Genomic DNA, 25,330 nt, shown 5'->3' on the forward strand with positions numbered 1-25,330 from the left:
TGGAGGAAGTGTAGTTGGTCGCTGGTAGGTGGGCTGTCTCACGCAACAGCTCGCCAAGCGCGCACTTTCTCGTATCGCGCGAATCCGATCTTGATGCCGACCAGAATGGGGGCAGCGATTACAAACAGCAGAGCCACTGCAATGAACGCTGTGTCGAAGGCAATCACCGTGGATTGACTTGTCACTAACCGGCCCAGAAGGCTCGTCGCTGCCCGACCAGCAGCCACTGCATCCATTCCTTTCGCGCTCAACATGGCTGTCGTGGTCGTCATCCGCTCGATGACCGCGGCCCCGCCTGCGGTGACGTTGGTGCCGAGAACCACGGCATTGGTGACGACGTTATGGTCGATCAGTGTCTGGAGCCCTGCGACGCCGATAAGGCCACCTAACTGGCGACCCGTATTGAAAAGGCCTATTCCACTCGCAAGGTTCCGGCTGTTGAGGTGGCTGAAGGCGATCAGCGTGATCGATAGAAACAGGAAGCCAAGCCCCAACCCGCGCAACAGGATAGCCGCCATCATATCGTCCGCGCCGCTTTCGCTGGTCGAACCGGACAGCATCCACATTGCAACCATGATCATCAGGATTCCAAAGGGCACCGTAGCGAATGGCGCAACGCGGTGGGCCTGCATGAGATAAGCAGATATGAGAAGTGCGCCGACAAAAAACGCGCCACTGGGCAACAGCAGCTGACCGGCATCGGTAGGCGTGAACCCGAGGACCGACAGGGCGAACGCCGGAATCAGGAACGCGCTGCCGAACAAGGCCGCACCGGCAACAAAACTGACGATAAAGGCGAAAGAAAAATCGCTCGTTTTGAACAGGGTGAAGTCGAGCAGGCCCTGCCCTTTGGCCAACACTTGTTGGCCGAGAAATGCCAGCAAAGCCGCTGCGCCAATCACGGTTAGCCACAGGATGCGAGGCTCCTCGAACCAGTCCCATCGGCTGCCCTGGCTGAGAACGTAGGTGGAACACAACAGGGTGATAGAGATCAGCGAGAAGCCGATCCAGTCAAACGGACGGTATCGGGCCTTGGCGGGCATCGGGCCGTCTGCGATCAACACAAGTCCGCTAGCCGCCAAGGCAATCGGCACAACGCTGAAGAAGATCCAAGCCCAGGATTGGCTGTCGATCAACCACCCTTGAAGCGCCGGGGCGAGCGTCGCAGGCGCGACAACGGAACCCATGGCAAACAGGGCCTGGAGGATTGGCTGAAGAGTCCGCGCAAAAGCACTAAATATGATCGCCTGCCCCCCGACCAGCAGGGTGCCACCGGCGAAGCCCTGAATAACTCGAAGTGCAACCAGCAGATCCAGCCGAGCGGTGATGGCGGCAATGCCGCATGCCAGGCCCATGACCAAGGTTGAGCTGATCATCACATGACGCGGATTAAAACGCTTCAGCAGCCAAGGGGCGGTCATGAACCCGATCAGCTTGAGTGCGATGTAGCCGATATCCAACCAGGCAAATTCATCTGGCGTTGCATAGGTGTCGCCGATGATGTCGCCGCGTCCGAACGCCAGAACGGTGCTGGCAATCGCTTCCGTCAGCGTGGCAAGCACGATGCCCGCCATGAGCAGGACACCGGTCGTAGCGCTGGCATTGCTCCGCGTGGCGCTGGCAACCGCGGTCATGAGCCGCCACCTTGCGCAACCTCGACACGCGCGGACAGGCCAGGCACGATGCGGCCCGGCAACGGGTTGTGGGCAAGCCGGATTTTTACCGGAACCCGCTGCACGACACGCACAAAGTTTCCTGTTGCGTTGTCTGTGGGGAGCAAGCTGAACGCCGACCCGCTACCCGGTGCAAAGCTGTCGACTACGCCTTCAAGTGCCCCGTCGGGATAGCCGTCCACCGTGATGCGCACGCGCTGACCGGGGCGGATATGTTCGAGCTGGGTTTCCTTGAAGTTCGCCACGACCCACACATCATTGACCGGCACGATATCGAGCAACGAAACACCCGGCGTAACGAACCGGCCGACGCGAACCTGACGGTTACCGATAACACCATCAACAGGCGCGTGTACCACGGTGCTGTCGAGATCGATCTGGGCCAGATCGCGCGCGGCCTGTGCCTGTGCCACGGCAGCAACGGCAGCTTCTCGCTGGGCCACAAGGACGGTGATGCGTTGCTGTTGAGCCTCGACCGTTGCCGAAGCGGCCGAGACCGTCGCCTCGGCTCTGGAGCGTGCCGTGCCGGTTTCATCGACGAGGGCCTGGCTGACCGCGTTGCTGACGATCAGTTTTTGACTGCGATCATGGGTCTTGGTCGCCAGATTCATCTCCGCGGAGGCCGAGCGTCGCTGGGCTTCGGCCTGTCGAATCAGGGCACGCTGAAGCCGGGTTTCGGCATCGACATGGGTCAGGCGAGCCTCGGCAGCGCTGACATTGGCAACGGCCTGCGCAAGCCGTGCGCGATAGTCCCGATCATCAATCCGGAACAGGACGTCACCCGCCTTGACGGTCTGGTTGTCCTCCACTTCTACCGCCGTGACATAGCCGGCAACCTTGGCGGCGAGCGAAGTGAGATCGCCGCGCACATACGCGTTATCGGTGGAAGTCGAACCGCTCGAAAACGCCATGGCCCATCCGCCAGCCAAAACCACCACGGCACCGATGCATAGCAGGATGCCGATCATCTTTCTCTTGCTTTGCCGCGCCACCACGACAGGAGTCTCGGCGCTTGCGCCGGTGGCAATGGCGGCCTTGTCCTGAAGCGAGTTCATGTTCTTGCTTCCTGTTCAATGCCAAAGATCCGCAGCAGCCACAGGACGGCAGTGATCTGCCGCCCGGCGGTCGGGCGTCGATGAGCGCGTGACCGGCTCACTTTTTGATGGGGGTGACGAGCTCCTTTTCATTGCTGTCGAGGACGAACACAGCCAACAGGCGAGCAGGCTTCGTGTCGCTGGCGTTGGCGCTGACTTCGTGCACGGAGCCCGGCTCCTCTACGAAATTTTCGCCGACGTTGTAGATCTTTTCCGGCTCGCCTTTGACTTTGATGCGAAACGAGCCCTCCAGGACCGTTGCATAGATGAAAGCCGTTTTCGGATGGGTGTGGGACGGCGACGCGGCGCCCGGCCCATACTCGACCAGCACGCCCTTCATGCTCTTGCCGGGGAGGTTGGGAATGGGGCGGTCGAATACGACCGACACCTTGCCTGCGGGCGGCTCGGCGGCCGACGCTGCGCTGATCGACAGTGCCGCGAAGGCAGCGGCCAAGAGAAATCGGGTAACCATGGCAATGCTCCTTGATGCGTAGGTGGTGTGAGCGCGCGGCCCGTTACCGAGCCGTCGACTGACCGAGCCAGTCCTCGAAGCGGATCGTCCCCAGGCGCGGGTTCTGGCCGGGCGTCAGCGATTGATCGTCGAGCACCGAACCGAAGTAGCGCGCATGCACATCCGGCACGACCTTGCGCGTGTCCCGAGTGGCCCGCAGGAAGCGCCTGACCAGTTCGTCGAGTGGCATGGCCTCGGGTCCGGCGACTTCGACCGTGCCGTTGACCGGCGTTGCCAGCGTGACCTCGGTGAGTGCTGCCACCACGTCGTCGGATGCCAGCGGCTGAATCAGCGCCGGTGACAGGCCGATTTCCTCACCGACGGTGGCCGCCTGCGCAATGCCGCCGACAAACTCGAAGAACTGCGTGGCCCGCAGAATGGTGTAAGGAATGCCGGACGCCTTGATCAGGTTTTCCTGCGCGACCTTGGCCCGGAAATAGCCGTTCTCGGGAAGCCGTTCACAGCCCACGATCGACAGGGCCACGTGATGGCGAACGCCAGCGGCCGCCTCGGCAGCCAGCAGGTTACGGCTCGACGTTTCGAAGAACTCGAGAACGGCCCGGTCTTCCCACGAAGGCGCATTCGCTACGTCGACGACGATATCGGCGCCATCCATCGCTTGGGCGAGGCCCTCGCGGGTGATGCTGTTCACGCCCGTACTGGGGGCGGCTGCGAGCGCGTCATGGCCGCGCTCGCGGAGGATATTCACAAGTTTCGATCCGATGAGGCCGGTGCCTCCAATGACGACGATCTTCATGGTTTCTCTCCGCTACTCTCGACTGCAACCATTGCTGTCGGTGTAGATCGAGAATGCCAGCGTGCGTCAGGGACGTCCTTGTACCGATCTTGGGTTTGCCTTCAAGGAAGCTTGTTTTTTCGTCCAGAAAACAGTTTTCGACGGGTATCTCTTGCCGCGGGCGCTGCCGTATTATCGATACCACCTACCAAAAGCCAGCTCGGACACGATGTCGACGGGCGCTCGACCGGGGATTCTCACCTTGCCATTCGTGTTTGAAGACTACGCGCTCGATCAGGAGCGCCGGGAACTGACCTTGCGCGGGCAAGTCGTGGCTGTCGGGCCGCAGGTCTTCGATCTATTGCTGCTGCTCGTCAGTAACCGCGATCGCGTTGTCAGCAAGGATGACCTGCTCAAGGCCGTGTGGAGCGGTCGGATCGTCTCTGAGTCGACGATCACCAGCCATATCAATGCGGTGCGCAAGGCCATCGGCGATACCGGCGAAGAGCAGCGGCTGGTGCGCACGGTCGCCCGTAAGGGATACCGCTTCGTCGGCGAAATCAAAGTGGATGAGATCGGGGAAACGCGACAGCCTGACATCGAAGAACCCACGCCCATGGACCTGAACCAAACGCCTGCGCCCCCGCTTGTCCTGCCGGACAAACCCTCCATCACCGTCTTGCCTTTCCACAACCTGAGCGGCGATCCCGAGCAAGAGTATTTCGCCGACGGCATGGTGGAGGACATCATCACCGCCCTGTCGCGTATCCGCTGGCTGTTCGTCATTGCGCGCAATTCGAGCTTCACCTACAAGGGGCGGGCCGTGGACGTTCAGGGCGTTGGCCAGACGCTCGGCGTGCGCTACGTGCTGGAAGGTAGCGTGCGCAAATCCGGGAACAAGATACGCATCACCGGGCAGTTGATCGACGCGACGACCGGGACGCATATCTGGGCGGAGCGCTTCGAGGGAATGCTTGATGACATCTTCGAGCTGCAGGATCAAATCGCCGAAAGCGTCGTCGGCGCCATAGCGCCGCAGCTGGAACGGGCGGAGATCGAGCGCGCCAAGCGCAAACCGACAGAAAGCCTGGACGCTTACGACTATTACCTGCGCGCAATGGCAAAACTGCACAACGGCACCCGCGAAGCCATCGAGCAAGCGCTGCCGTTGTTCTACAAGGCCATCGAGCTCGATCCGGAGTTCGCCTCGGCCTATGGCATGGCAGCCTGGTGTCATTTCTGGCGCAAGTTGAATGGCTGGATGACCGACCGGCCTCGAGAAATCGCCGAGGGCGTACGACTCGCACGTCTGGCGGTGGAGCTCGGCCGGGATGATGCGGTGGCGCTGACGCGAGGCGGACACGCACTCGGCCATCTCGCCGGCGATATTGATGGCGGCATTGCCCTGCTCGACAGAGCACGCCTGCTCAACCCCAACCTCGCTCCCGCCTGGTTCCTGGGCGGTATCCTGCGCGCACTGCGCGGAGAAACAGACGCCGCCATTGAAGATTTAACCCATGCCGTTCGCTTGAGTCCGCTGGATCCGGAAATGTTCAGGATGCAGGTCGGGATGGCGCTGGCGCACTTCTTCGCTGGGCGCTTCGATGCCGCTTCTGACTGGGCGGAAAAGGCGCTGGGTAACCTGCCCTGCCTCCTGGCAGCGGTGGCCCTGATGGCGGCCAGTCATGCGCTCAGCGGACGCATGGACAAAGCGAAGCAGGCGATGCAACGTTTGCAGGCGCTGGATCCGTCCTTGCGCGTCTCCAACCTGAAGAACTGGCTGCCAATCCAGCGTCCTGAGGATTTTGCACGGTTTGCCGATGGGTTGCGGCTGGCTGGGTTGCCTGAGTGATTGCGGCCCGGTGAACGGCCAATGGCTTGCAGCCCAAGCGCAGTAAAAAGCCCCGTCCCATTTGGTTGGGGCGGGGCTTTTTTGTTTTTCAGATCAAACGATCAAAAGGTTGCAGCCTTCTCCAACACCACCTCCAGCGGATGACGCAGTTGCCTGTTGGCGTGACGCTTTACCTGACTACGACAGGAGTAACCCGTTGCCAGTGCTTCTCCCGTCTTGTCCAGCTTGCCGGCCCATGACTGCTCAAAAATGATTCGCGAGGTGTCCTGGTTGCGGGCTTCATGGCCGTAGGTTCCGGACATGCCACAACAGCCCGTCGCTTCAGTCACCAACGTGAGCCCAAGCCGGGCAAACACGGCCTCCCATTGCCTAGTACTGGCCGGCACATTGGTCTTCTCGGTGCAGTGCGCCAGCAAACGGAATGTCTGAGTAGCCGGTTGCGGGTTTTCAGGCAACACATCAAAGAGCCATTCCTGGGGGAGCAAGACCTTTGGGCAATCGTTGAGCCCCGGCACTTTCTGGTATTCCTGGCGGTAGACCAGTGTCATCGCCGGATCCAGCCCCACCAGCGGTACTTCGCAGTCGGCTAGTGCCTTGAGTTGACTGGCGTTGCGGATCGCCGCTTTGGCGAATGCGCCGAGGAAACCCTGTACATGCAACGGCTTGCCATTGGCACTATAGGGCGCCAGAAACACGCGATAGCCCAACTGATGCGCCAGCTGGATAAAGCTCGCCAGCAACGGTGTTTCGAAATAACGGGTGAACGCGTCCTGCACCAACACTACGCTGCGCTGACGTTGCGCGACGGTGAGCTCGCGCAGGGCTGGCACGCTGGCGACCACCACCTTGCAACGGGTCAATGTGGCCTGCAAGTCGTAACGGTTGATCAGCGGGCTGTCGAGCATGCCGACGTGTCGCGCAAGCAAGCGGCTCATCCATGTTGAGCCCATCACCGCGTTGTACAGGCCCGGCGCGTAGGCCATATAAGGAATGGTGAACTCCAGCGAGCCGATCAGATAGTCGCGAAGCGGACGTTGATAGCGACCGTGATAGAGCTCCAGAAAACGCGATCGGAATTCCGGGACATTGACCTTGACCGGGCATTGTCCGGCGCACGATTTACAGGCCAGACAGCCCGCCATCGCGTCATAGACTTCATGGGAGAAATCCGCCTCGCCGCGTGAGCGTGCCAGGTTATTGCGCACCCTCGTTGGCAGCCCGCGCAACCACGACAACTTGCCCCGCGCCGCTTCCAATACATCGATATTGGCCGCGCCTTGCAGACGCAACCATTCGCGAATCAATGACGCCCTGCCCTTTGGCGAATGCTGGCGCTCACGGGTGGCTTTCCACGATGGGCACATTGCATCGTCGGGGTCGTAGTTGTAGCAAGCGCCGTTACCGTTGCAGTGCACAGCGGTGCCGAAACTTTGCCAGACACGCTCGTCGATTTGCCGATCCAGCTCACCGCGCAGCGTCACTTCGTTAACCTTGAGCAAGCCTTGGGCGGCATCCGGCGGAGTACAGATCTTGCCGGGGTTGAGCTGATTGTGCGGATCGAACGCGCCCTTGAGCGATTGCAGCGCCGGGTACAGCTCGCCAAAAAAATCAGGGACATATTCGGAACGCAATCCCTTGCCGTGCTCGCCCCACAACAAACCACCATAGCGCCGGGTCAGCTCGGCCACGGCATCGGAAATCGGCTTGACCAGCGCGGCCTGGACCGGGTCTTTCATGTTCAGCGCCGGGCGCACATGCAACACACCCGCGTCGACATGCCCGAACATGCCATAGGCCAGGCCATGGCTGTCGAGCAAGGCGCGGAACTCCGCGATGTAGTCGGCCAGTTTCTCCGGCGGCACGGCGGTGTCTTCAACGAAAGGCTGCGGGCGAATTTCGCCGTCAACGTTGCCCAGCAGCCCGACCGAGCGTTTACGCATGGCGTATACGCGGGTCACTGCTTCGCTACCTTCGGCCAACGTGTGGCCCAGCCGCTCGATCGTGGTGTCGGCCTGCAGATGCGCCACGAACGATGCCACGCGAGCGTTCACTTGCGCCAGGTCTTCCCCGCTGAACTCCACCAGATTGATACCCAGCGTCGCGCGCTCGGCGTCCGTCGGGAAATACTCGGCGACGCTGTGCCAGACAATGTCTTTCATTGCCAGCATCAACACTTTGGAGTCCACGGTTTCGATGGACAGCGGCTTGTGCGCCAACAGCGCGTTGGCGTCACGCAGGGCATCCATGAAACTGGCGTAGCGTACGTTCACCAACACCGAGTACTTGGGAATCGGCAGCACGTTGAGCTTGGCTTCGACGATGTAGCCCAACGAACCTTCCGCACCGCACAGCACGCTGTTGAGGTTGAAGCGTCCGTGCTCATCACGCAGGTGCGCCAGGTCGTAACCCGTCAGGCAGCGATTGAGTTTGGGGAACACCGACTCGATCAGGTCGGCCTGGGTTTCCTGAATATGACGCGCGGTGCGGTACACCTCGCCGATGCGGCCGGGTTGTGTGCATGCCACCTCCAGCGCCGCGTCGGACAGTGGATGACTGTGCAGGCGCTCACCGCCGAGCAGCACACTGTGCAGCTCCAGCACGTGATCGCGGGTCTTGCCATAGGTGCAGCTGCCCTGGCCGCTGGCGTCGGTGTTGATCATGCCACCCACCGTGGCGCGGTTGGAGGTCGACAGCTCCGGGGCGAAAAACAATCCATGAGGCTTGAGCGCGGCATTGAGCTGGTCCTTGACCACGCCCGCCTGCACCCGCACCCAACGCTCGGCGACGTTGATTTCGAGGACAGCGTTCATGTGCCGCGACAAGTCGACCACAATGCCATCGGTCAATGACTGGCCGTTGGTCCCGGTGCCGCCGCCTCGGGGGGTCAGCTTGATCTGGCGAAAGCGCGGTTCGGCCATCAAGGTCGCAATGCGCACGATGTCGTCCGCGTCCAGAGGGAACACCGCCGCTTGCGGCAGACGCTGGTAAATCGAGTTGTCGGTCGCCAGCACGGTCCGAGTGGCATAGTCGGCGCTGAGCTGACCGCGCCAGCCGCTGGCGCGCAGGGCTTGCAGAAATTCCGGGTACTGTGCCGCGGGTTCAACGGTCGTCAACTGGGCGATCATCGCTGGATGGTCTCTTGTAGGTCTAATCACGAAAAATCAAAACACTTGTCGCCTGAGCATTAATACGTCAGCCTCAGGTCGTCGGCTGCGCCAATGATCCTGCAGGTTCTGGCACCGGACAAACGGATAATCCTGCCGCTATCGATGACTTTTACGAATGAATTATCGTCACCTCACCCCTTCGATGTCATTGCTGCTGGCCTTTGAAGCCGCCGCGCGACACGAAAGCTACACCCACGCGGCGCTGGAACTCTCGCTGACCCAAAGCGCAGTCAGCCGCCAGGTCCAGGCGCTGGAGCAGCAACTGGGCCTGACGCTGTTTCGCCGTGAAGGCCGCCAGGTGAGGTTGACCGATGTCGGTCGTCTTTATCAGCGGGAAATGAGCGAAGCACTCGGGCGCATTCGTAGCGCCACGTTGCAGGCCATGGCTTATCAATCCGGCAGCGGCACATTGCGCCTGGCCACATTGCCGACCTTCGGCTCAAAGTGGTTATTGCCGCGCCTTCATGACTTTTACAAAAGCCATCCTGGCATGCTGGTGCACATCAACTCCCGGATCGACGCCATCGACTTTGAAACCAGCGGCATCGATGCCGCGATTGTCGTCGGCAACGCTGATTTACCAGGCCTGATCAGCCATCGACTGCACACGGAAGAACTGATGGTGATCATTTCTCCACAAGCGGCCAAGGCCCATGACGCCTGGCCTGCGGAGCGCATTGGCGGGCAGACGCTGCTCAATGTCGCGAGTAATTCCAACGTCTGGGGCGAGTGGTTCAGCCACCACGGCTTGCCCCATCGGATGATGCGCCTGGGGCCGAGTTTCGAACTCACCTCGCATTTGATCCAGGCCGTAAGAGCCGGCATCGGAATAGGTCTGGTGCCTCGTATTCTGGTGGCCGACGAATTGGCCAATGCAGAGCTGATCGGCCTGGACCTGCCCTTCGCCAGTCAGCGCAGTTACTACCTGACCTACCCGCCGCGCAACGAAATGCTGCCGTCACTCATGGCGTTCCGTACCTGGTTGCTGGAACAGATATGAACGCCTGGCAGAATGATTACCGCCCGAGGAAGGCGTAGCCAAAACCCACAACCTTGGCATCTTCACCGTAGCCGCCCAGGAACGAAACACCGACAGGCAGGTTGCCCTTGATGATGCCGGCGGGAACCGTGATCTCGGGAAACCCCGTAGCGGAGGCAATGTACGACGACGCATAGGTATCACCGGATTTGCACACGTAACTGTCATCGGTCACGCCGTGAACCACCGAAGCCGGGCAATTGATGGTCGCGAAGAACAGGCTGTCTGCTTTGTTCTTCTTCATGATGTCCATCAGTTGCGCACGCAACTGTGGGATCTTTCTGGAGAGGATGGAGATATACAGCGGCGAGTCAGTGCTTGCGCCATTCGATACCGCTTCCAGCCCGGCCAGACGTGCCGGGTTCATTCCATGCGAACCGTTTTCAGCCTGATTTTTCCTGGCCAGATCGAGAAACTGCGCCAGCGTTCGAGGCTGGCTCGCATTGAGGGTGGCCAGGTAGCGTTCGAACTGCGGTTTGAATTCACTCTCTCCTACGGGGCCCAACACATCGCTCCATAGCGTTTCAAACGCCTTGGGAAGGTCGATGGAGACAACATGGGCACCGCGCTTGCGCAGGGTTTCCTGCGCCGCTTCAAAGACCGCATCCACCTCAGGGTTGGCGCCTTTGAAGTTTGTGATCACCCCAATGGTTTTGCCTTTCAGCGAGGATCGGCTCAGCGCTTGTTCGAACTGTATTTTGTCGGTAGCAAGGTCGAGGGTCGCCGAGTCGCTTTGGTCCTGCCCCTTGATCGCATCCAGCACGATGGCCTGATCCAGCACACTGTTTGTAATCACTCCGCCGGTATCGAACGCGAGAGAGAGCGGAATAATACCGCTGCGACTGATCAGCCCCAGCGAGGGTCTGAAGCCTACGGTACCGGTGACGCTGGCCGGCGCGCGGATCGACCCGCTGGTATCCGACCCCAGCGCAAAGGGGGCGAACGCTGCAGCGACGGAAGCGGCAGAACCGCTGCTGGAGCCAGAAGCGTCACGCTTGGTATTTCTGGGATTCAGCGTTTGGCCACCGAACGAGCTGTAGCCAAACCAGCCAAAGGAAGCAGCCAGTTCCGACAGGTTGGCTTTGCCGAGGAGAATCGCTTGCCCCTCGATCAGCTTTTTGACCGCGAAGGCATCCTGGCTCGGCACTGACGAACGCAGTACGTAGGATCCACCCGAGGTGACCATACCTGCGGTGTCAAAGTTGTCCTTCGCGACAAAAGGAATGCCGGCCAATGGTGCGTACTGGGCATTGGGGTTTTTGGCGCGTTCGGCGTCCCATTTCCTGGCCTGTTCGATCGCCTGACCATTGAGGGTCACCAGCGCATTGATGTTTTGGCCCTGATGGTTGTTCGCGCGAATGTTATCCAGATAGTGCCTGACCAGTTGTTCGGAACTGATATCCCCATTATTCAAAGCACGACGCATATCGGCGAGTGTCATGCGGTCGATACCGTCATCCGCTTGAGCACTGACCGCCCATACCAAACACGAGCAAGCCACGAACTTTTTATTCAACTGCATGGGTAATTCTCCTAGTGGGTACAGGCGAACGGAATGAGCCCACGCCCCTGGCTAACAGGATGGGCCTTATCAATAAGCAGGATAAAAAGAGGCCAGCGATATTCAGCTGGCCTAGTAAGTCATGATGAAACCGAGTGAGGGAATAACTAGATCAACTTGTTTTTCTGCAAAAATTCCCTGGACACACTCTCGATAGACTCACGGCCGACATCGACCCGAGAATTAAGAGCCGCAATGGTATCGTCGTCCAGTTTGGAGGAAAGAGCGTTGAGCAGTTCGCCGATCTTCGGGTTCTCGTTGAGGACTTCAGTACGAATCACTGGCGTCAGCGCATAGCTGGGGAAAAATCCTTTGTCGTCCTTCAGGACAATAAAGCCGAATGCCGGAATCCGCCCGTCAGTCGACAGCACCAACGCCACATTCACCTGACCATCCCTGAGTGCCTGATAGGTCAACCCGCCGTCCATCCGGACGACGTTTTTACGCTCGAATTCAAACTTGTACGTGTCTTGAAGAGGTTTCAAGCCATCAGGGCGCGAAAAAAACTCAGCGTTAGAGGCAAACTTATAAGCTTTGCCTGCGCCGATATTCTTCGCCAGATCGCTGATCGAGACGATCCCCTCCTTATCGGCTTCATCCTTGCGCATGGCGAAGGCATAAGTGTTATTGGCTTTTGACCGGTTCAGCCAGGTGATGCCCTTCAGTGCGTCAAGGGTGCTGATCCTCTTGTAGGTCTCGTCGGCATCAAGTTTGTCCAGGACTTTATTGTAAGTAATCAGCGAAGTACCGGTGTATTCCCAATACACATCAACCTGACCGTTTTCTTGCGCAGCACGTAATACAGATGACCCCAAGTCCGGACGTTTATCGACGCTGTAGCCATTGGTGCGCAGCAATTGAGTCGTCATTTCAGCAACCAGTTGCTGTTCTGTAAACTTCTTGCCACCCACCACAATCGTACTGTTGGCAGAAGCACTGCCCACTAAACTTCCAACAAGACCAAGCGTAAAGATCAGACTGACCAGCATTCGATGAATCATCATGCACCTCGTATTATTAGTTTATGTCCACGTCTACAATTCATTCGCGCCCGGCCAGCCTCAAACCCCGTGATACCGCGAGGGTTTGAATCAAGCCACAGCCCAGATCCACCGCGATTGCCAAAATGGCGGTCGATGCAGCACCGGCCAACATCATTCCGAAGTCATTCAGGTCGATACCGGTAAAGATCAACTCACCCAACCCTCCTCCACCGACCAGGAAGGCAAGTGGCGCAGTACCGACGTTGATGGCGAGTGCCGTACGTATGCCGGCGAAAATCACGTTCATCGCATTCGGAATTTCGACTTTGCACAGCGTTTGCGCAGGCGTCATGCCCATGGCCTCGGCCGCTTCAACCAAGTGTTGCGGCACCGCGCGCAATCCTTCATAGGTGTTGACCGCCACGGGTAACAAGGTTGCGACAAACAATCCGATGATGGCCGCGCCGCTGCCTATGCCGATAAAACTCATGGCCAATGCCAACAGGGCGAGCTTGGGTATCGCCTGCCCCACATTGAGGAACTGCATACTCGCCATGGCGTAACGCTGGTTCCCAGGGCGGCTCATCCATACACCCAATGGAAGCGCAACGAGCAGGGCCAGAACCCCACTAATGGCAACTATCTGCAAATGCTGAACCGTCAGATAGCTGATATCGCCCCAGTAATACTGGAGCCCTTCCCAAAATCTGATCATCAAGTCAGACATCGTCAGTGCACCGCCGGAGTAATGTTTTCAACCAGTCGGGCCAGAATGTCGGTCTGGTGGACATAGCCGATGAAGCGTCCGTTGCTGTCGTTGCATAACGCCCAGTCCTGGCCACGACCCAGTAGCTGCGAGAGCACCTGGCGCAGGTCATCTCCGGGCTTCACGATCAGTTGCGAGCGCATGGCGATGCCACTGTTTGCGCCCACAACCTGCATCTGTTCGCGTGGAGGGATCTTGCTGGCGACATCAGCGGCACGCAGCAGACAGAGGCGTTTCATGATCCTGTCGCTGCCCATGAAGTTCTCCACGAACTCGCTGTCTGGCCTGGCGAGAAGATCATCCGGGCTGCCGAACTGCTCGATTTTTCCGTTATGGAACAGCGCGACACAGTCAGCCATCTTCACGGCTTCGTCGATGTCGTGACTGACAAAAAGCACGGTCTTGTTGACTTGGCGCTGGATGCGCATGAACTCGTCCTGGATCACTTCCCGGTTGATGGGATCGATCGCGCCAAACGGCTCATCCATCAACATGACGGGCGGATCCGCGGCCAGGGCTCGGGCCACTCCCACGCGTTGCTGCTGACCTCCCGAAAGTTCGCAAGGGTATCGCTTCAGAAATCTGGATGGCTCCAGCGCGACGACTTCCAGCAACTCCGCTGCTCGCTTGAGGCTTTTGGTTTTATCCCATCCCAACAGATTGGGGACGACGCAGATGTTTTCCTCTACGGTCATGTTCGGGAACAAACCGACTTGCTGAATCACATAGCCGATGGATCGTTTGAGGGTGACGCTGTCCAGTTCGGACGTATCGCGACCACCGATCCTGATTGTCCCCGACGTGGGCGTGATCAGTCGGTTGATCATTTTCAACGTCGTGGTTTTGCCGCAGCCAGACGGCCCCAGCAGCACGCAGATTTGACCCTCTTCAACATTGAATGAGACATCTTCTACTGCGGTGATTGAGCCAAATTTCTTGTTCAGGTTCTCGATCTGGATCACGTCGTCGCTTCCTTCATTCGGCCGGTGGCCATTTTATTCTTGTTCAGGCCTTTTGGCGTCAGGATGAGCTGCAGGGCGTACAGCGCATAATCGGCCGCAATGGCAATGATGCTGATGACGATGGCTCCGGCTAACAGCTGTCGGGTATCCGATTGGGCGATGCCGCGAATAATGAGACTGCCCAAGCCACCGGCGCCGATATAGGCGGCGATTGCCGCGATACCGATATTGATGACGGTCGCCATCCGCACGCCCGCCATGATGAGAGGAACCGCTATCGGTAGCTCGACCTTGCGCAGCCGTTGCCAGGTTGACATTCCCATCCCGATCGCCGCTTCGCGTAACGCAGGGTCGATGTTGGAGATCGCGGTGGTGGTGTTGCGGATGATGGGCAGCTGGGAATAGAGAAAAAGCGCAATGACCGCTGGCACCACGCCGATCCCGTAACCGATCAGGGACAGGGCCGGAATCATCAGCCCGAACAGCGCGGCAGAGGGGATGGTCATCAGAACAGCAGCAAAGGCCAGCACCCAACGGCGAGTCCTGGGGTGCTGGGATATCGCGATCCCGACAGGCACGCCGGTCAGAATCGCCAATCCCACCGCAATCGCCACGATAAGAAGGTGCTGTCCGAGTAGCAGGCTGATCAGCCCGCCGTTTTCCAGAATGAAACTCAAGGTTTCCATGATTGTCAGGCCTTCTTCATGTCATTGTTGTTTTTGCCGGCTGTGCATCTGGAAGTGGACGCCGGATTTGTAATGAACCTTACCTCGCTCCTGAACGGAGCCTGAGCTTTGAGTTCGACGATTTCTATCAAAAAACCGACGTCCCGAGGCCTGCTGGCGTGCAGTGCAATATGAAGGGTCGAGCGAGGAAAGAAGTATGCAGGATCGCCGAATCAGCAAGGCTCGCCAGCGCGTACCTCTTGTCGGGCCAAGTCATTAGCTTGCTATGCGGTTTGGTTGAGAGAAGGAGTTTTTCGGGGGATCAGCGTTCATTGACCGACGAGCTCGGCGACTGCAATCAGGAATGAGCCTCATCAAATTTCCGCCGCTCTTCGCCAGGCGTACATCCCCATACACGACGGTAAGCTGCACCCAGATGTGACGCCGAGACAAATCCGCAGGTGTAGGCAATGGAAGCAATGGGCTGTGTGCTTTCACGCAGCAAACGGCGGGCTTCTTGAAGCCTGAGCTCCAGGTAAAATTTCTTCGGCGTCATTGCGAAGTGCTGATGCCACAATCGCTCCAGTTGACGATGCGACAGATTGCATCGGTCGGCGATCTCTTCGATGCCGACAATGTTCTCGAGGTTATTTTCCATGAACGCAATGGCAGCTGTGAGCCGTTTATCGTGAATCCCGAACCGCCACTGTATCGACATCCGCTGATGTTCTTCCGGGGCTCTTATTCTTGCGTGCAGAAATTGCTCGGCAATATTCGCGGCCAGCTGATTACCGAAATCAAGGGCGATCTGCGCCAGCATGAGGTCGATGGCCGCCGTTCCCCCTGCACACGTCCAGCGGTTTCCATGGTTGACGTACAACTCCCTGGTGACTTCGATGGTGGGAAACTCTTCGGCAAATTGACCGATGGACTCCCAGTGCAACGTGCAGCGCTTCCCTTCCAGCAATCCGGCGCGAGCAAGAATGAAAGTACCGGTACTCAGTGCACCAACAGTTATTCCTCGTGCCGCTGCGCGCTGTAAAAAGCGCAGCATCTTCGGTGGTTTCTGATGTTCGATGTCCAGGCTTGCCAGCACAAAAACGCGGTCGACATCGGGCGCTTGCTCGATCGGCAGTGTCTGGATCTCGATACCGCTGCTGGAGCTGACCGGTCCACCCGATTCCGTGAGAAGGGTCCACTGATAAAGCGTCTTGCCCGAAAGCCGGTTTGCGGCCCGCAAGGGTTCGCTGGCCCCAGCCAATGCCATCATGGAAAACTGAGGGAGAATGAGCAGCCCAATTCGCTTGGTTGTGTCGCTATTTACAGGCGTCGCTGGTTCAAGGGGGCTCGTCATCACCAGATCCTGATCAGGGGGAGTTTCCAGCCGTTCAGATACTACAGCTTAGGCCGGCCCGAAGGAGTGGGAAAAATGCACCGCGACGCTGAAAATCGCTGCAAGGCCCCGTTGCGAGGCCTTACAGGATAATGCGAGCGAATCAGCCGCGCGTGCGAATAGCCTCATCAATGCTCTGGATCATCGACTTGAACACGGGGCTGTCGACTTGATTCTGCTGGCCATGTTGCATGTGCGGCATGATCAGCGCGCTCGGACCGGCATCACCCGGATAGTGTCGGTGCAGACGTTCAGACTCCGAGGGCATGTGCAGGGTGTTCTCGGCACCATGGATGATCAGTGCAGGCGGGAATTTTTTTGCGCCGTCCATGGTCTGCTCCGGGTCATACGCCACATACGATTTATAGGACTTCGCAGTCACGTGGGTGCAACCAGGCCAACGGTCAGCACCGCCCGCTTCGGTATAGCCGCCCAGTTGCTGATCAACATAAGCCTGGGTTTCAGGATCAAGCGGATAATATCCCAGGCGGGTCGCCTCGGTTCCGGTATCAAACGGAGGAATAGGCGCATCATCCGGGAGTTGGTGAATGGCTGCATCAGCAACATCCTTGTCTGCGCGCAAGGCTTGCAGTTTGCGGATGTTGGTGTAACTCATCGGCACCCAAAAGCGGATCTGCTCACCGCCTGCAGCAGCAAGCTCAGCCACTGCACCCAGGCTGGCCACTGCCCCCATCGCCCATGACGCTACTACGGGCATCTCACCAAAATTGTCGCGGGCCCATACAACGGCACCGAGGACTTCGTCTTTCTGGTCTTCGAGGGTGACATTGGTGATCACCATGTCACCCTCCTGGAGGGTGTTTCGTATGTGCTTGTTGGTAAAAAAGCCCGCTACGTCGTAGGTCATGACTCGATAACCCCGGGCAGCCAGGGCGCGACCGAAAAGCTGACCGTACATCGACACCCCGCCCGTGAAGCCGGAGTTGAAGACTACGGGTGGAAGTTTGCGGGACGAAGCGTCGATTTGTTCTGGTTCGAACACCATTCCCTTGAGACTCAGGGTTTCGTCCCCGTACTTGACAGCAAAGTTGATTTCTTTAGTTGTAATGTTGGTCATCGCTTGATATCTCGAAGTTTGGGTGCGCACTAGATCAAATTACCAACTGGCCAGATGCTCCACGGAGAAGCTGGTCAACAGGAATCCGGATTTGTGTAGAAACATGATGTGCAACGGCATCAACAAAGTTAAAAGCTTTGGGCAAATCAAACAGATCGGAATACGGCACACCGTTGTTGTCGGTTCCAACATGAGGTGCATCGGTTGCTTCCAGAAGAATCTTTTCTGCACCGACCATGCGAACAATCTGCATGACAAAACGCGCTGTTTCCTGGGGGCTGACAGAAGTGCGATAGCCAGGCCCCTTGAACCACACGTTGCCTCGCCTGCCCGCTTCAGTGAGTAAAGCGATATACGCCGGCTCCGCGGGTCCCCGCTCGCTGTAACAACTGCCTAGATGATCGATAATGACTCGCACATCGTCAGGGATCTGTCGCAATACGCGCAGATTGGTCTCTGCTTCTTTTGCGTAAATGTGAAGATGCTGGTGCGCAAGCAGACGAGGATAAAACGCAGCCCATGGTCTATCTCTAAAGCGGGTATCAGAAACAGTTTCAGGCCGTGCATCGTGCAGAACGATTCGAGCGCCGACTATCTGCGGGTGCGCAAGGCGTTCTTGTGTGGCGTAGGCAGGGTCCGCCTTGATCGTTCCTACCAGTTTGATTCCCCCGTAGCGCACAGGGTTTTGAGCCTGTAGGTTCTTGAGCTCTTCAAATGAAGCGAACACATTTTCCGAGTCTGGCAGGATACTTAGATGAACATTATTGACCACCGCCGGGGTAATTGCGGCGTTGAGCAGTTTATCCAGATACGCTGTAAGCGGATGCGGCTCCGGTAATGTATAGGGCAGCGAACCGGCCACCCGGCGAAGATCTTTCGAAGTGTAAAAATGAACGTGACTATCAATTCTTTTCGTCGAAGACAGCATGATTATTGTTTCCTGCTTTTGTGCGAAAACAATAATCGTCGTCAGTGCTTCGTCGCTCCCGCCAACTCGACGTGTAGTATCAAAATTTCGCCATGTACGATTTGGCGGGCAACGGAGACCTCAAGATGAAGAGCGCCCTCCCCTTACACCGGAGAGATCGTGGCAAGCGCACCAATCAAAATGGTCAACACCAGAAATCCACCCAGGAAAAATGCCATCTTGCCCATTGGGGCCTCCTACGTAATGAGTTTGCGGTGCAGCGGCTACCGCCGCTGCTGACCGTGCTGTCATTGTGAGCCGCAGGCTGATCCCATTACAGGCGCAGATGGCGAAGGAAAAACCGTATCAGCCCCAACCTTGACTGATTGATCTGGACAAGTGGACGACTCATCGCGCTACTTTCCGGTTAGCGTTTACCTTGGGAGCGGCACGGCGGGAACGCACGATGGGCCAGAACAATTCTTCTTTCCAGCTTATCGGTGACAGGTGTTCGATTCCGTAGGCTGGCGGACGTCGACGGGTAATTTTTGCGGTTCCGAACAGCACGTCCCAAAAAAACAACAGGTTGCCAAAATTGCCTTTGTAATGGGTGACGCCATCCTCGGCAGTCAAACCGTGATGCGCAGAATGAGTGGAGGGTGTGGAGAAGGTTCGTTCCAAAATCCACACAACCGGGCGTAATGCGCGAATGCGATAAAGTCTGTCGTCCCACGCAACGCTGCTGTGTGCAGCGAAGATCACGGTCATTTTCAGAATCAGATAACCATAATAAACGGGGGCAAGTCCGAGGTAGATCAGCACTCCGGACAACCAGATGCCGGGCATCAGAAGATAGTAAAAACTGTTATTGCGATAGACGATGCGCACACTCATATAAGGTGCGGAATGATGCGCACGGTGCAATGCATAAAGTGCGGGAACCCGGTGAGTCAGGCGATGCCACCAGTATTGGGTCATGTCATCGAACAGTAAAAACAAGACAAACCCTGCGATCCACGGGATTCCAGCCAACGCGTCCTTCATCTCCGGTACAACCTGACTTGATATTTTGCCGCTTAGCCACATGACTAAAGGGAACGTAATCGCCACCAGGATGCCGGAGCCGACGACTTCAATGAGTACGTCACGCTTGCCGCCTGACGACTGACGAAACGAGGAGCAGGCAAGCTCCAGAAAAATGAAGGCAAGGAAAATCCCGGCCACGATTACAGCAGGGTTATTGGCGAGCATTGTTATATTCATGGCACTCTCGATTCAGGCCCTTGCGGGCAATGCCATGTCATTAGAAACCCAGGAGCCAGCTCTCCCAATGCGCGAAATGGACAGAATCGAGCTAGAACCGGCCAATCGCCCGCCCCAGCGCTTTCATCGAGGCCGCCTGGGCCAAGTGCTGGAGCGCTTTCTTAACAGCCAGGTTTCCCGGAAAAGCACGGATTACAGCCTGATCGAACTGGATAAACTTTGGCGCGAGGCGGCGCGCATTGATTCAGCTATCGGGTTAAAACTGTTCGCGCTGTTCACGCCTCAGGACTGGCACGTCCTGGCTTATCTTTGCCTGTATAGCCCCGACGTTTTGTCATCCATGCAACTTTGGGCGCGCTACGCACCGCTTGCATCGGACACAGACAATGTGAAGTTGATCAATGACGAGAACGGCGTGGGAATCGAGCTGTGCGTCGATGCGCCAGGCGAGTTGGCGCGGTACGTCATCGAACACTATGGCGTGATGTCCATCGCACAATTGCGCCGTGGAACAGGACAAGAGGTGCAGCCGATTCTGGCAAAATTCAGGCATTCGCGTCCGTCGTATTACAAGCAATATGCGCAGTGGTTTGGAGACCGTATCGAGTTTGACTGCCCGGTAAACTGCTTTTACTTCCATGTTCAAACCTTGAGCCTGCCGATGCAGACCCGTCATCACGGGATGCTTGAGTTATTGACTCAGGAACTGGATCGACGGATTGCCGCGCACCGCAATTTCAGCGGTTGGTCAGCCAAGGTCGCCGAAGGTGCGCGACGCTCTCTGGCCAGAGGTGAAACGCCAAATCTGGACTATCTGGCAAAGACGCTGCACCAGACGCCCCGGACATTACGCAGACGCCTGGAAGAACAAGGCACGACCTTCAGGCAATTACTCGATCAGGTTCGTGCAGAACTGGAATTGCATCTTGAATTGCAAGGCGAGTCGCCGACGGAGATTGCAGCTCAATTGGGCTATAGCGACTTGACTGCCTATCTTCATGCCCGAAGTCGATGGCGTGAATCCATCAAAGTCATTAGCTCTCAAGTGCAGCCGCTGGGGCCTGATGCGAACTGCGCTCTGTAGCAGCCGAACGCAGGCTTCGCCAGCTACTACACAGAGTACGCAGGCTCGCAGATTGCAATATACGAATGAAAGCTACACTGAAGTTGCCTGAATCTTGCGTTCCCTCTATCGGGAGAGCCAAGTGAATCTAAGGATCGAGTCAGGTTCAAAGCAGCAGAAGCCTGTTTTGGCTGGTACGAAACTGCGATTTAAATGCGTTTTAGTTGTTTGTGCCCAGCTGCGGGGAATGACATCAACTCATTCCGGCAGCGAAAAAGCAGTCTGTTCGGTGGCATGCGTCACTCGAAGGGGTCATGCAGTGCATTAGCGACCATCTCTTGTTAGCCCGTCACCTCTTGAACGATTCCGTTTCGGTAAGGAGATTCAGATGGTCGACTCCGTCAGCAACATCGACAAAGATGCCCTGCCTCACAAAGATACCCAGATCTCTGCCTCCAGCGATAAGTTGAAATTCGGAGCCTTGATCGCTCTGGTCGTCGGCTCCATGGTGGGCGGCGGGATTTTTTCGCTACCGCAGAACATCGCTAAAAGTGCCAGCGCTGGCGCCACGCTGATCGGCTGGCTGATCACGGGCGTGGGCATGCTGATGCTGGCATTCGTCTTCCAGACACTGGCCAACCGCAAGCCCAAGCTCGATGGCGGGGTTTACGCCTACGCCAAGGCCGGTTTTGGCGACTACATGGGCTTCTCATCGGCTTGGGGTTACTGGATCAGTGCCTGGATCGGCAACGTCAGCTACATGGTGTTGCTGTTCAGTACCCTCGGTTTTTTCTTCCCCATGTTCGGAGAAGGCAACACGCTACCGGCAATCATTTGTGCCTCCGTGCTGCTCTGGCTCCTGCATTTTCTGGTTCTGCGCGGAATCAAGGAAGCCGCCTTCATCAACGTGATCACAACCATCGCCAAGATGGTGCCGCTGGCGCTGTTCATTGTTATTGCCGGCGTGGCCTTCAAGATGGATGTTTTTACCAGCGACTTCTGGGGCGCTGGCAACAGCGACCTGGGCACGATAATGAATCAGGTTCGCAACATGATGTTGGTCACCGTCTGGGTGTTTATTGGCATTGAAGGGGCCAGCATCTTTTCCGCCCGTGCTGAAAAACGCAGCGACGTCGGCAAGGCGACCGTGGTTGGCTTCGTCGGGGTGCTGCTGCTACTGGTTCTGGTTAACGTGTTTTCTCAGGGGATCATGGCCCAGGCACAACTGGCCGGCCTGAAAAATCCGTCCATGGCAGGCGTACTGGAACATGTGGTGGGTCATTGGGGGGCAGTGCTGATCAGCGTAGGGCTGATCGTCTCGCTGGTCGGTGCGCTGTTGTCCTGGACACTCCTCTGCGCGGAAATCCTCTTTGCCAGTGCCCGCGACCACACCATGCCGGAGTTCTTGCGCAAGGAGAACGCCAACCAGGTTCCCGCCAATGCGCTATGGCTCTCCAACGGGCTTATCCAGCTGTTCCTGATTATCACGTTGTTCAACAGTTCCACCTATCTAAGCCTGTTGTACCTGGCAACCTCGATGATCCTGGTGCCTTACTTCTGGTCCGCCGCCTACGCTTTGCTATTGGCCTGGCGTAACGAAACCTATGAGCAGGCTCAGGGCGAGCGCACCAAGGACCTGGTCATCGGGGCGATCGCTGTGCTCTATGCCGTATGGCTAGTGTACGCGGCCGGGGCGCAGTACCTGCTGCTGTCTGCATTGCTTTATGCGCCTGGCGCAATCCTGTTCGCCAAGGCCAAGCGCGAACTGGGCCAACCGGTATTCACCTCCATTGAAAAGGTCATTTTCGTTGTCGTGATGATAGGTGCGCTGCTCGCGGGATACGGGCTCTACAGCGGCGTCCTTAGCCTCTGAAACAAGAAGCTGCTGGCGGACGGAGTACTCCGTCTGCCATGCAGCAGTCAAAAAGCCATTTTTAGAAACAGCATCACAGGTGTTTAAATTCTTCTTTCAGCAGCTCGGCAAACTTATCTTTTGCACGATGAAATCCAACGTTTTTGTTCGATATGAAATAATTTTGCACAGGCAATAAATCTTCAAACATAAATTCACTTATACTTCCGATCCGCTTGAACTGTTCAAACACACCTTTTGGAACTAACGACACGCCTGCCCCGGAACTTACGCAGCCAAGGATGGTGCCATAACTGGCTATGCTTGTTATGGAGCTTGTAACTTCATGCCTCTCGAGCCAACTTACCAACGTCTTTCTGTAAGGGCACCCTTCAGGCCACATGAATATATCGGTGCCACTCAAATCCTGCGGCTCATGTATCCGCCCCGCAACCGAAGAGGCAATCAATACCAGTTCCTCCTGGTAAATCTCAATGCTTTCAAGATCCGGATGCTCAGGCCTGACAGCGATGATTGCTCCATCCAGTTCATGGCTGACCACATCGTTTGACAATTGCGACCAATCCCCCGTACTAAACTGCATCTGCACAGAAGGATAGAGCTGATGGAACTTTGACAACAGCTTGGGCAACCTGCCTGTGGCGGATGACTCTATAGCGCCAATTTTCAAGTTTCCCGACGGCGCTGCGGCAGGATCGAGGGCTCTTTGTGATTCGTCACACAAAGACAGGATCTTGTTAACGTAGCCAAGAAACAACCGCCCGGAAGGGCTGATTACAAGCCCCCTGCCTTTCCTTATAAATAACGAGACCCCGAGCTCTCTCTCTAAAAGCTTGATTCTGTTCGTGATGTTTGACGGAACACAGTGCAACAGTTCAGAGGCGCGGATAATGCTTCCTTGATCGGCCACTGTTTTGAAAATCTTTAACTGAGACAACTCCATGTCATTGCTCACCAAAAGTGAATAGTGACATCACTATAAGTCACTTGTTGCAAGCACTCAACCAGTTTAAATTTTAGATTCTGACTACATTTAATGTTTTTCAACTAAAGAACGAAGGCTCAGAGCCTGCGCAACATTAAAGGATATGTCACGGGGTATTCTGGCGAAGTAAAAAACAGCATGGCTTGCATGCTTTAGCCGCGACACAAGCATTTTGTCGAGCTTCCAAAAGGATCCATCATATGTATTTTGAACAAGCTTTGCTCGCGCTAGGCTTTTTTGCCTTTTGCGGTGGCTTGATAGATGCTGCAGTGGGTGGAGGCGGGCTTGTACAACTGCCGGCACTTTTACATGCCTTCCCTCAGCAAAGCCTGGCCACTGTTTTTGGGACTAATAAACTGGCTGTTTTGGCAGGCAATTTATCTTCCATATCCAGCTATGTAAGGCGAATAAAAATCATGTGGAAGTTGATGCTTCCCACCATGCTTTGCGCATTTGTATTTGCCTTTCTTGGTGCCTTCTCAGTATCAATCGTGCCAAAAAAACTGATGGAGCTCGTTGTTTTTTTCATCCTGATAGCCATGGCCATTTATACTTTTACGGAAAAAAAATTAGGCTTGGTGGGTTCTAATAAGCACTGCGGATCAAAGGAGATCATATTAGGGATTTTTTTTGGTAGCCTCATTGGTTTCTATGATGGTGTCTTTGGACCTGGTAGCGGCAGCCTTCTGCTTTTTATATTTGTCAAATTTTTTGGCTTCGATTTTTTAAACGCATCAGCCTCTGCAAAACTGGTTAATTTGGGCACGTTTAGCGCAGCGCTTATGTTCTTTGTTCCGTCAGGCAACGTCTTATGGGCTGTCGGCGGTGTAGTTGCTCTGTGCAATATGGCAGGTTCTCTCACCGGTGTTTTCTTGGCACTCCGTTACGGAAGTGGCTTTATCAGGATATTTTTCCTGGTTCTGCTTTTATTTTTGATAGGCAGAATGGGGGTGTCTCTATTTTCGTAGGGATATCTGCGACACGTGACAATACATCATAGCTTTCTAAGATTTCGTGAAAGACAGCGTATTTACACATTCTGGGCCGGAAGAAGTCCTTGGATGAACGTCTTTTGGCCGAAAGCAGCTCGTAACGCTGACCGCTTGTTGTTGATGGAGACTGGCATTGACGTAAAATCGCCACCCCCAAAAATCAGCTTGCATAGCGAGAGGAGGTTTCGATGCTGCGGGTGATGATTGTCGGGCAACCCGGGTCTGGTAAAAGCACTTTGGCGCGTAAGCTTGGCCAGCTTACGGGCTTGCCGATCATTCATATCGACACTATCCACTGGCAGCCAGGGTGGGTCGAACGGAGCTGGGAAGAGAAGACGCACCTTTGTCGCGAGATCGAGGCCCGTGAACGCTGGATATTCGAAGGTGGCCATTCAGCCACTTGGGACAATCGGGTGGTCCGCGCAGATCTTTTGATATGGATTGATCGTTCGGCGACGCTTCGATTCTGGCGCGTATTGCTCAGAACGCTGCTCAAGCGCGGTCGGTCTCGGCCTGACTTGCCGGAGAACTGCCCCGAACTGCTGGCGAATCTGCCGGAGTTTTTTGGATTCATGTGGCGGACGAAAAAATCAGCGAGAGCAAAGATGCAGCAACTCGTGGCGACTGCACCATCCACTTGCCGCGTGGTCTGTCTGCGGTCCAATCGGGATACCAGAGTTTTTCTCGCCAGCATTGGAAATTTGACTGGGCAGGATCCGCGAGATTGATAGACGGTTGACTACTTCAATACGAAAATCGCCTATTGC

General features: G+C 56.6%; 22 protein-coding genes. 7 read left to right on the top strand and 15 right to left on the bottom strand.

The genetic code is table 11. The annotated features are described in order from the left end of the window. Positions 1–38 precede the first annotated feature (38 nt). From ABH909_RS21385 to ABH909_RS21400, 4 genes are all read right to left on the bottom strand, one after another. The gene (locus ABH909_RS21385; RefSeq protein ID WP_429436803.1) at positions 39–1,634 is read right to left on the bottom strand and encodes an MFS transporter; all 1,596 of its coding nucleotides are present in this window, start codon (positions 1,632–1,634) and stop codon (positions 39–41) included. Continuing rightward, a complete protein-coding gene (locus ABH909_RS21390) occupies positions 1,631–2,728 on the bottom strand; it encodes an HlyD family secretion protein (RefSeq protein WP_429436806.1) in 1,098 nt (365 codons plus the stop codon). The genes ABH909_RS21385 and ABH909_RS21390 overlap by 4 nt, the downstream gene beginning before the upstream one ends. A gap of 97 nt (positions 2,729–2,825) precedes the next feature. After that, entirely contained in the window at positions 2,826–3,239 is a 414-nt protein-coding gene (locus tag ABH909_RS21395; RefSeq protein ID WP_008070774.1) for a cupin domain-containing protein, read from the bottom strand. Between the two features lie 43 nt (positions 3,240–3,282). Next, positions 3,283–4,035, bottom strand: coding sequence for an SDR family oxidoreductase (locus ABH909_RS21400; RefSeq protein WP_429436809.1), 753 nt, complete (start codon positions 4,033–4,035; stop codon positions 3,283–3,285). Positions 4,036–4,276: 241 nt separating this feature from the next. Between ABH909_RS21400 and ABH909_RS21405 the strand changes: the two genes are divergently transcribed. Beyond that, a complete protein-coding gene (locus ABH909_RS21405; protein WP_429440035.1) occupies positions 4,277–5,866 on the top strand; it encodes a winged helix-turn-helix domain-containing tetratricopeptide repeat protein in 1,590 nt (529 codons plus the stop codon). Positions 5,867–5,967: 101 nt separating this feature from the next. Here the strand turns inward: ABH909_RS21405 and ydiJ are convergent, their stop codons facing one another. After that, positions 5,968–8,991, bottom strand: coding sequence for a D-2-hydroxyglutarate dehydrogenase YdiJ (ydiJ, locus tag ABH909_RS21410; protein ID WP_429436811.1), 3,024 nt, complete (start codon positions 8,989–8,991; stop codon positions 5,968–5,970). Between the two features lie 157 nt (positions 8,992–9,148). Here ydiJ and ABH909_RS21415 point away from each other — a divergent pair, with 157 nt between their 5' ends. Further along, positions 9,149–10,033, top strand: a complete 885-nt coding sequence (locus ABH909_RS21415; protein WP_429436814.1) for a LysR substrate-binding domain-containing protein — start codon at positions 9,149–9,151, stop codon at positions 10,031–10,033. A 16-nt stretch (positions 10,034–10,049) separates the two neighbouring features. On the opposite strand, the gene ABH909_RS21420 is transcribed toward ABH909_RS21415, so the two are convergent. From ABH909_RS21420 to ABH909_RS21455, 8 genes are all read right to left on the bottom strand, one after another. Next, positions 10,050–11,594: an amidase family protein gene (locus ABH909_RS21420; RefSeq protein ID WP_429436817.1), complete on the bottom strand. Its 1,545-nt coding sequence runs from the start codon at positions 11,592–11,594 to the stop codon at positions 10,050–10,052. Positions 11,595–11,740: 146 nt separating this feature from the next. Further along, positions 11,741–12,622, bottom strand: a complete 882-nt coding sequence (locus tag ABH909_RS21425; protein WP_429436819.1) for a glycine betaine ABC transporter substrate-binding protein — start codon at positions 12,620–12,622, stop codon at positions 11,741–11,743. Positions 12,623–12,674: 52 nt separating this feature from the next. Further along, positions 12,675–13,331 carry an ABC transporter permease gene (locus ABH909_RS21430; RefSeq protein ID WP_429436822.1) on the bottom strand — a complete coding sequence of 219 codons (657 nt, stop codon included), beginning with the start codon at positions 13,329–13,331 and terminating at the stop codon, positions 12,675–12,677. A gap of 14 nt (positions 13,332–13,345) precedes the next feature. Next, positions 13,346–14,344 carry an ABC transporter ATP-binding protein gene (locus ABH909_RS21435; RefSeq protein WP_429436824.1) on the bottom strand — a complete coding sequence of 333 codons (999 nt, stop codon included), beginning with the start codon at positions 14,342–14,344 and terminating at the stop codon, positions 13,346–13,348. Next, on the bottom strand, positions 14,341–15,030 hold the full coding sequence (locus tag ABH909_RS21440) for an ABC transporter permease (protein ID WP_429436827.1): 690 nt from the start codon (positions 15,028–15,030) through the stop codon (positions 14,341–14,343). The genes ABH909_RS21435 and ABH909_RS21440 overlap by 4 nt, the downstream gene beginning before the upstream one ends. Before the next feature lie 337 nt (positions 15,031–15,367). After that, positions 15,368–16,363, bottom strand: coding sequence for a GlxA family transcriptional regulator (locus tag ABH909_RS21445; RefSeq protein ID WP_429436830.1), 996 nt, complete (start codon positions 16,361–16,363; stop codon positions 15,368–15,370). A gap of 142 nt (positions 16,364–16,505) precedes the next feature. Further along, positions 16,506–17,480, bottom strand: a complete 975-nt coding sequence (locus tag ABH909_RS21450) for an alpha/beta hydrolase family protein (RefSeq protein WP_429436833.1) — start codon at positions 17,478–17,480, stop codon at positions 16,506–16,508. 34 nt (positions 17,481–17,514) lie between these two features. Beyond that, positions 17,515–18,408, bottom strand: coding sequence for an amidohydrolase family protein (locus ABH909_RS21455; RefSeq protein WP_429436835.1), 894 nt, complete (start codon positions 18,406–18,408; stop codon positions 17,515–17,517). Positions 18,409–18,533: 125 nt separating this feature from the next. Here ABH909_RS21455 and ABH909_RS21460 point away from each other — a divergent pair, with 125 nt between their 5' ends. Beyond that, positions 18,534–18,704, top strand: a complete 171-nt coding sequence (locus tag ABH909_RS21460) for a hypothetical protein (protein WP_429436837.1) — start codon at positions 18,534–18,536, stop codon at positions 18,702–18,704. A gap of 91 nt (positions 18,705–18,795) precedes the next feature. On the opposite strand, the gene ABH909_RS21465 is transcribed toward ABH909_RS21460, so the two are convergent. Next, positions 18,796–19,650 (bottom strand): sterol desaturase family protein, encoded by an 855-nt coding sequence (locus tag ABH909_RS21465; RefSeq protein WP_429436839.1) that lies wholly within the window; start codon positions 19,648–19,650, stop codon positions 18,796–18,798. 67 nt (positions 19,651–19,717) lie between these two features. Between ABH909_RS21465 and ABH909_RS21470 the strand changes: the two genes are divergently transcribed. Both ABH909_RS21470 and arcD read left to right on the top strand, forming a co-directional pair. Next, complete coding sequence (locus ABH909_RS21470; RefSeq protein WP_429440038.1) at positions 19,718–20,734, top strand: AraC family transcriptional regulator ligand-binding domain-containing protein; 1,017 nt, start codon at positions 19,718–19,720, stop codon at positions 20,732–20,734. Positions 20,735–21,158: 424 nt separating this feature from the next. Beyond that, positions 21,159–22,586, top strand: a complete 1,428-nt coding sequence (arcD, locus tag ABH909_RS21475; RefSeq protein ID WP_429440041.1) for an arginine-ornithine antiporter — start codon at positions 21,159–21,161, stop codon at positions 22,584–22,586. Positions 22,587–22,659: 73 nt separating this feature from the next. Here the strand turns inward: arcD and ABH909_RS21480 are convergent, their stop codons facing one another. After that, a complete protein-coding gene (locus tag ABH909_RS21480) occupies positions 22,660–23,529 on the bottom strand; it encodes a LysR family transcriptional regulator (protein ID WP_429436842.1) in 870 nt (289 codons plus the stop codon). Positions 23,530–23,771: 242 nt separating this feature from the next. Between ABH909_RS21480 and ABH909_RS21485 the strand changes: the two genes are divergently transcribed. Beyond that, positions 23,772–24,539 carry a sulfite exporter TauE/SafE family protein gene (locus ABH909_RS21485; RefSeq protein ID WP_429436845.1) on the top strand — a complete coding sequence of 256 codons (768 nt, stop codon included), beginning with the start codon at positions 23,772–23,774 and terminating at the stop codon, positions 24,537–24,539. A gap of 212 nt (positions 24,540–24,751) precedes the next feature. Further along, positions 24,752–25,291, top strand: coding sequence for an AAA family ATPase (locus ABH909_RS21490; RefSeq protein ID WP_429436847.1), 540 nt, complete (start codon positions 24,752–24,754; stop codon positions 25,289–25,291). Positions 25,292–25,330: the final 39 nt, after the last annotated feature.

The organism is Pseudomonas sp. BS3782 TE3695, assembly GCF_050435305.1.
Classification (GTDB): Bacteria; Pseudomonadota; Gammaproteobacteria; order Pseudomonadales; family Pseudomonadaceae; genus Aquipseudomonas.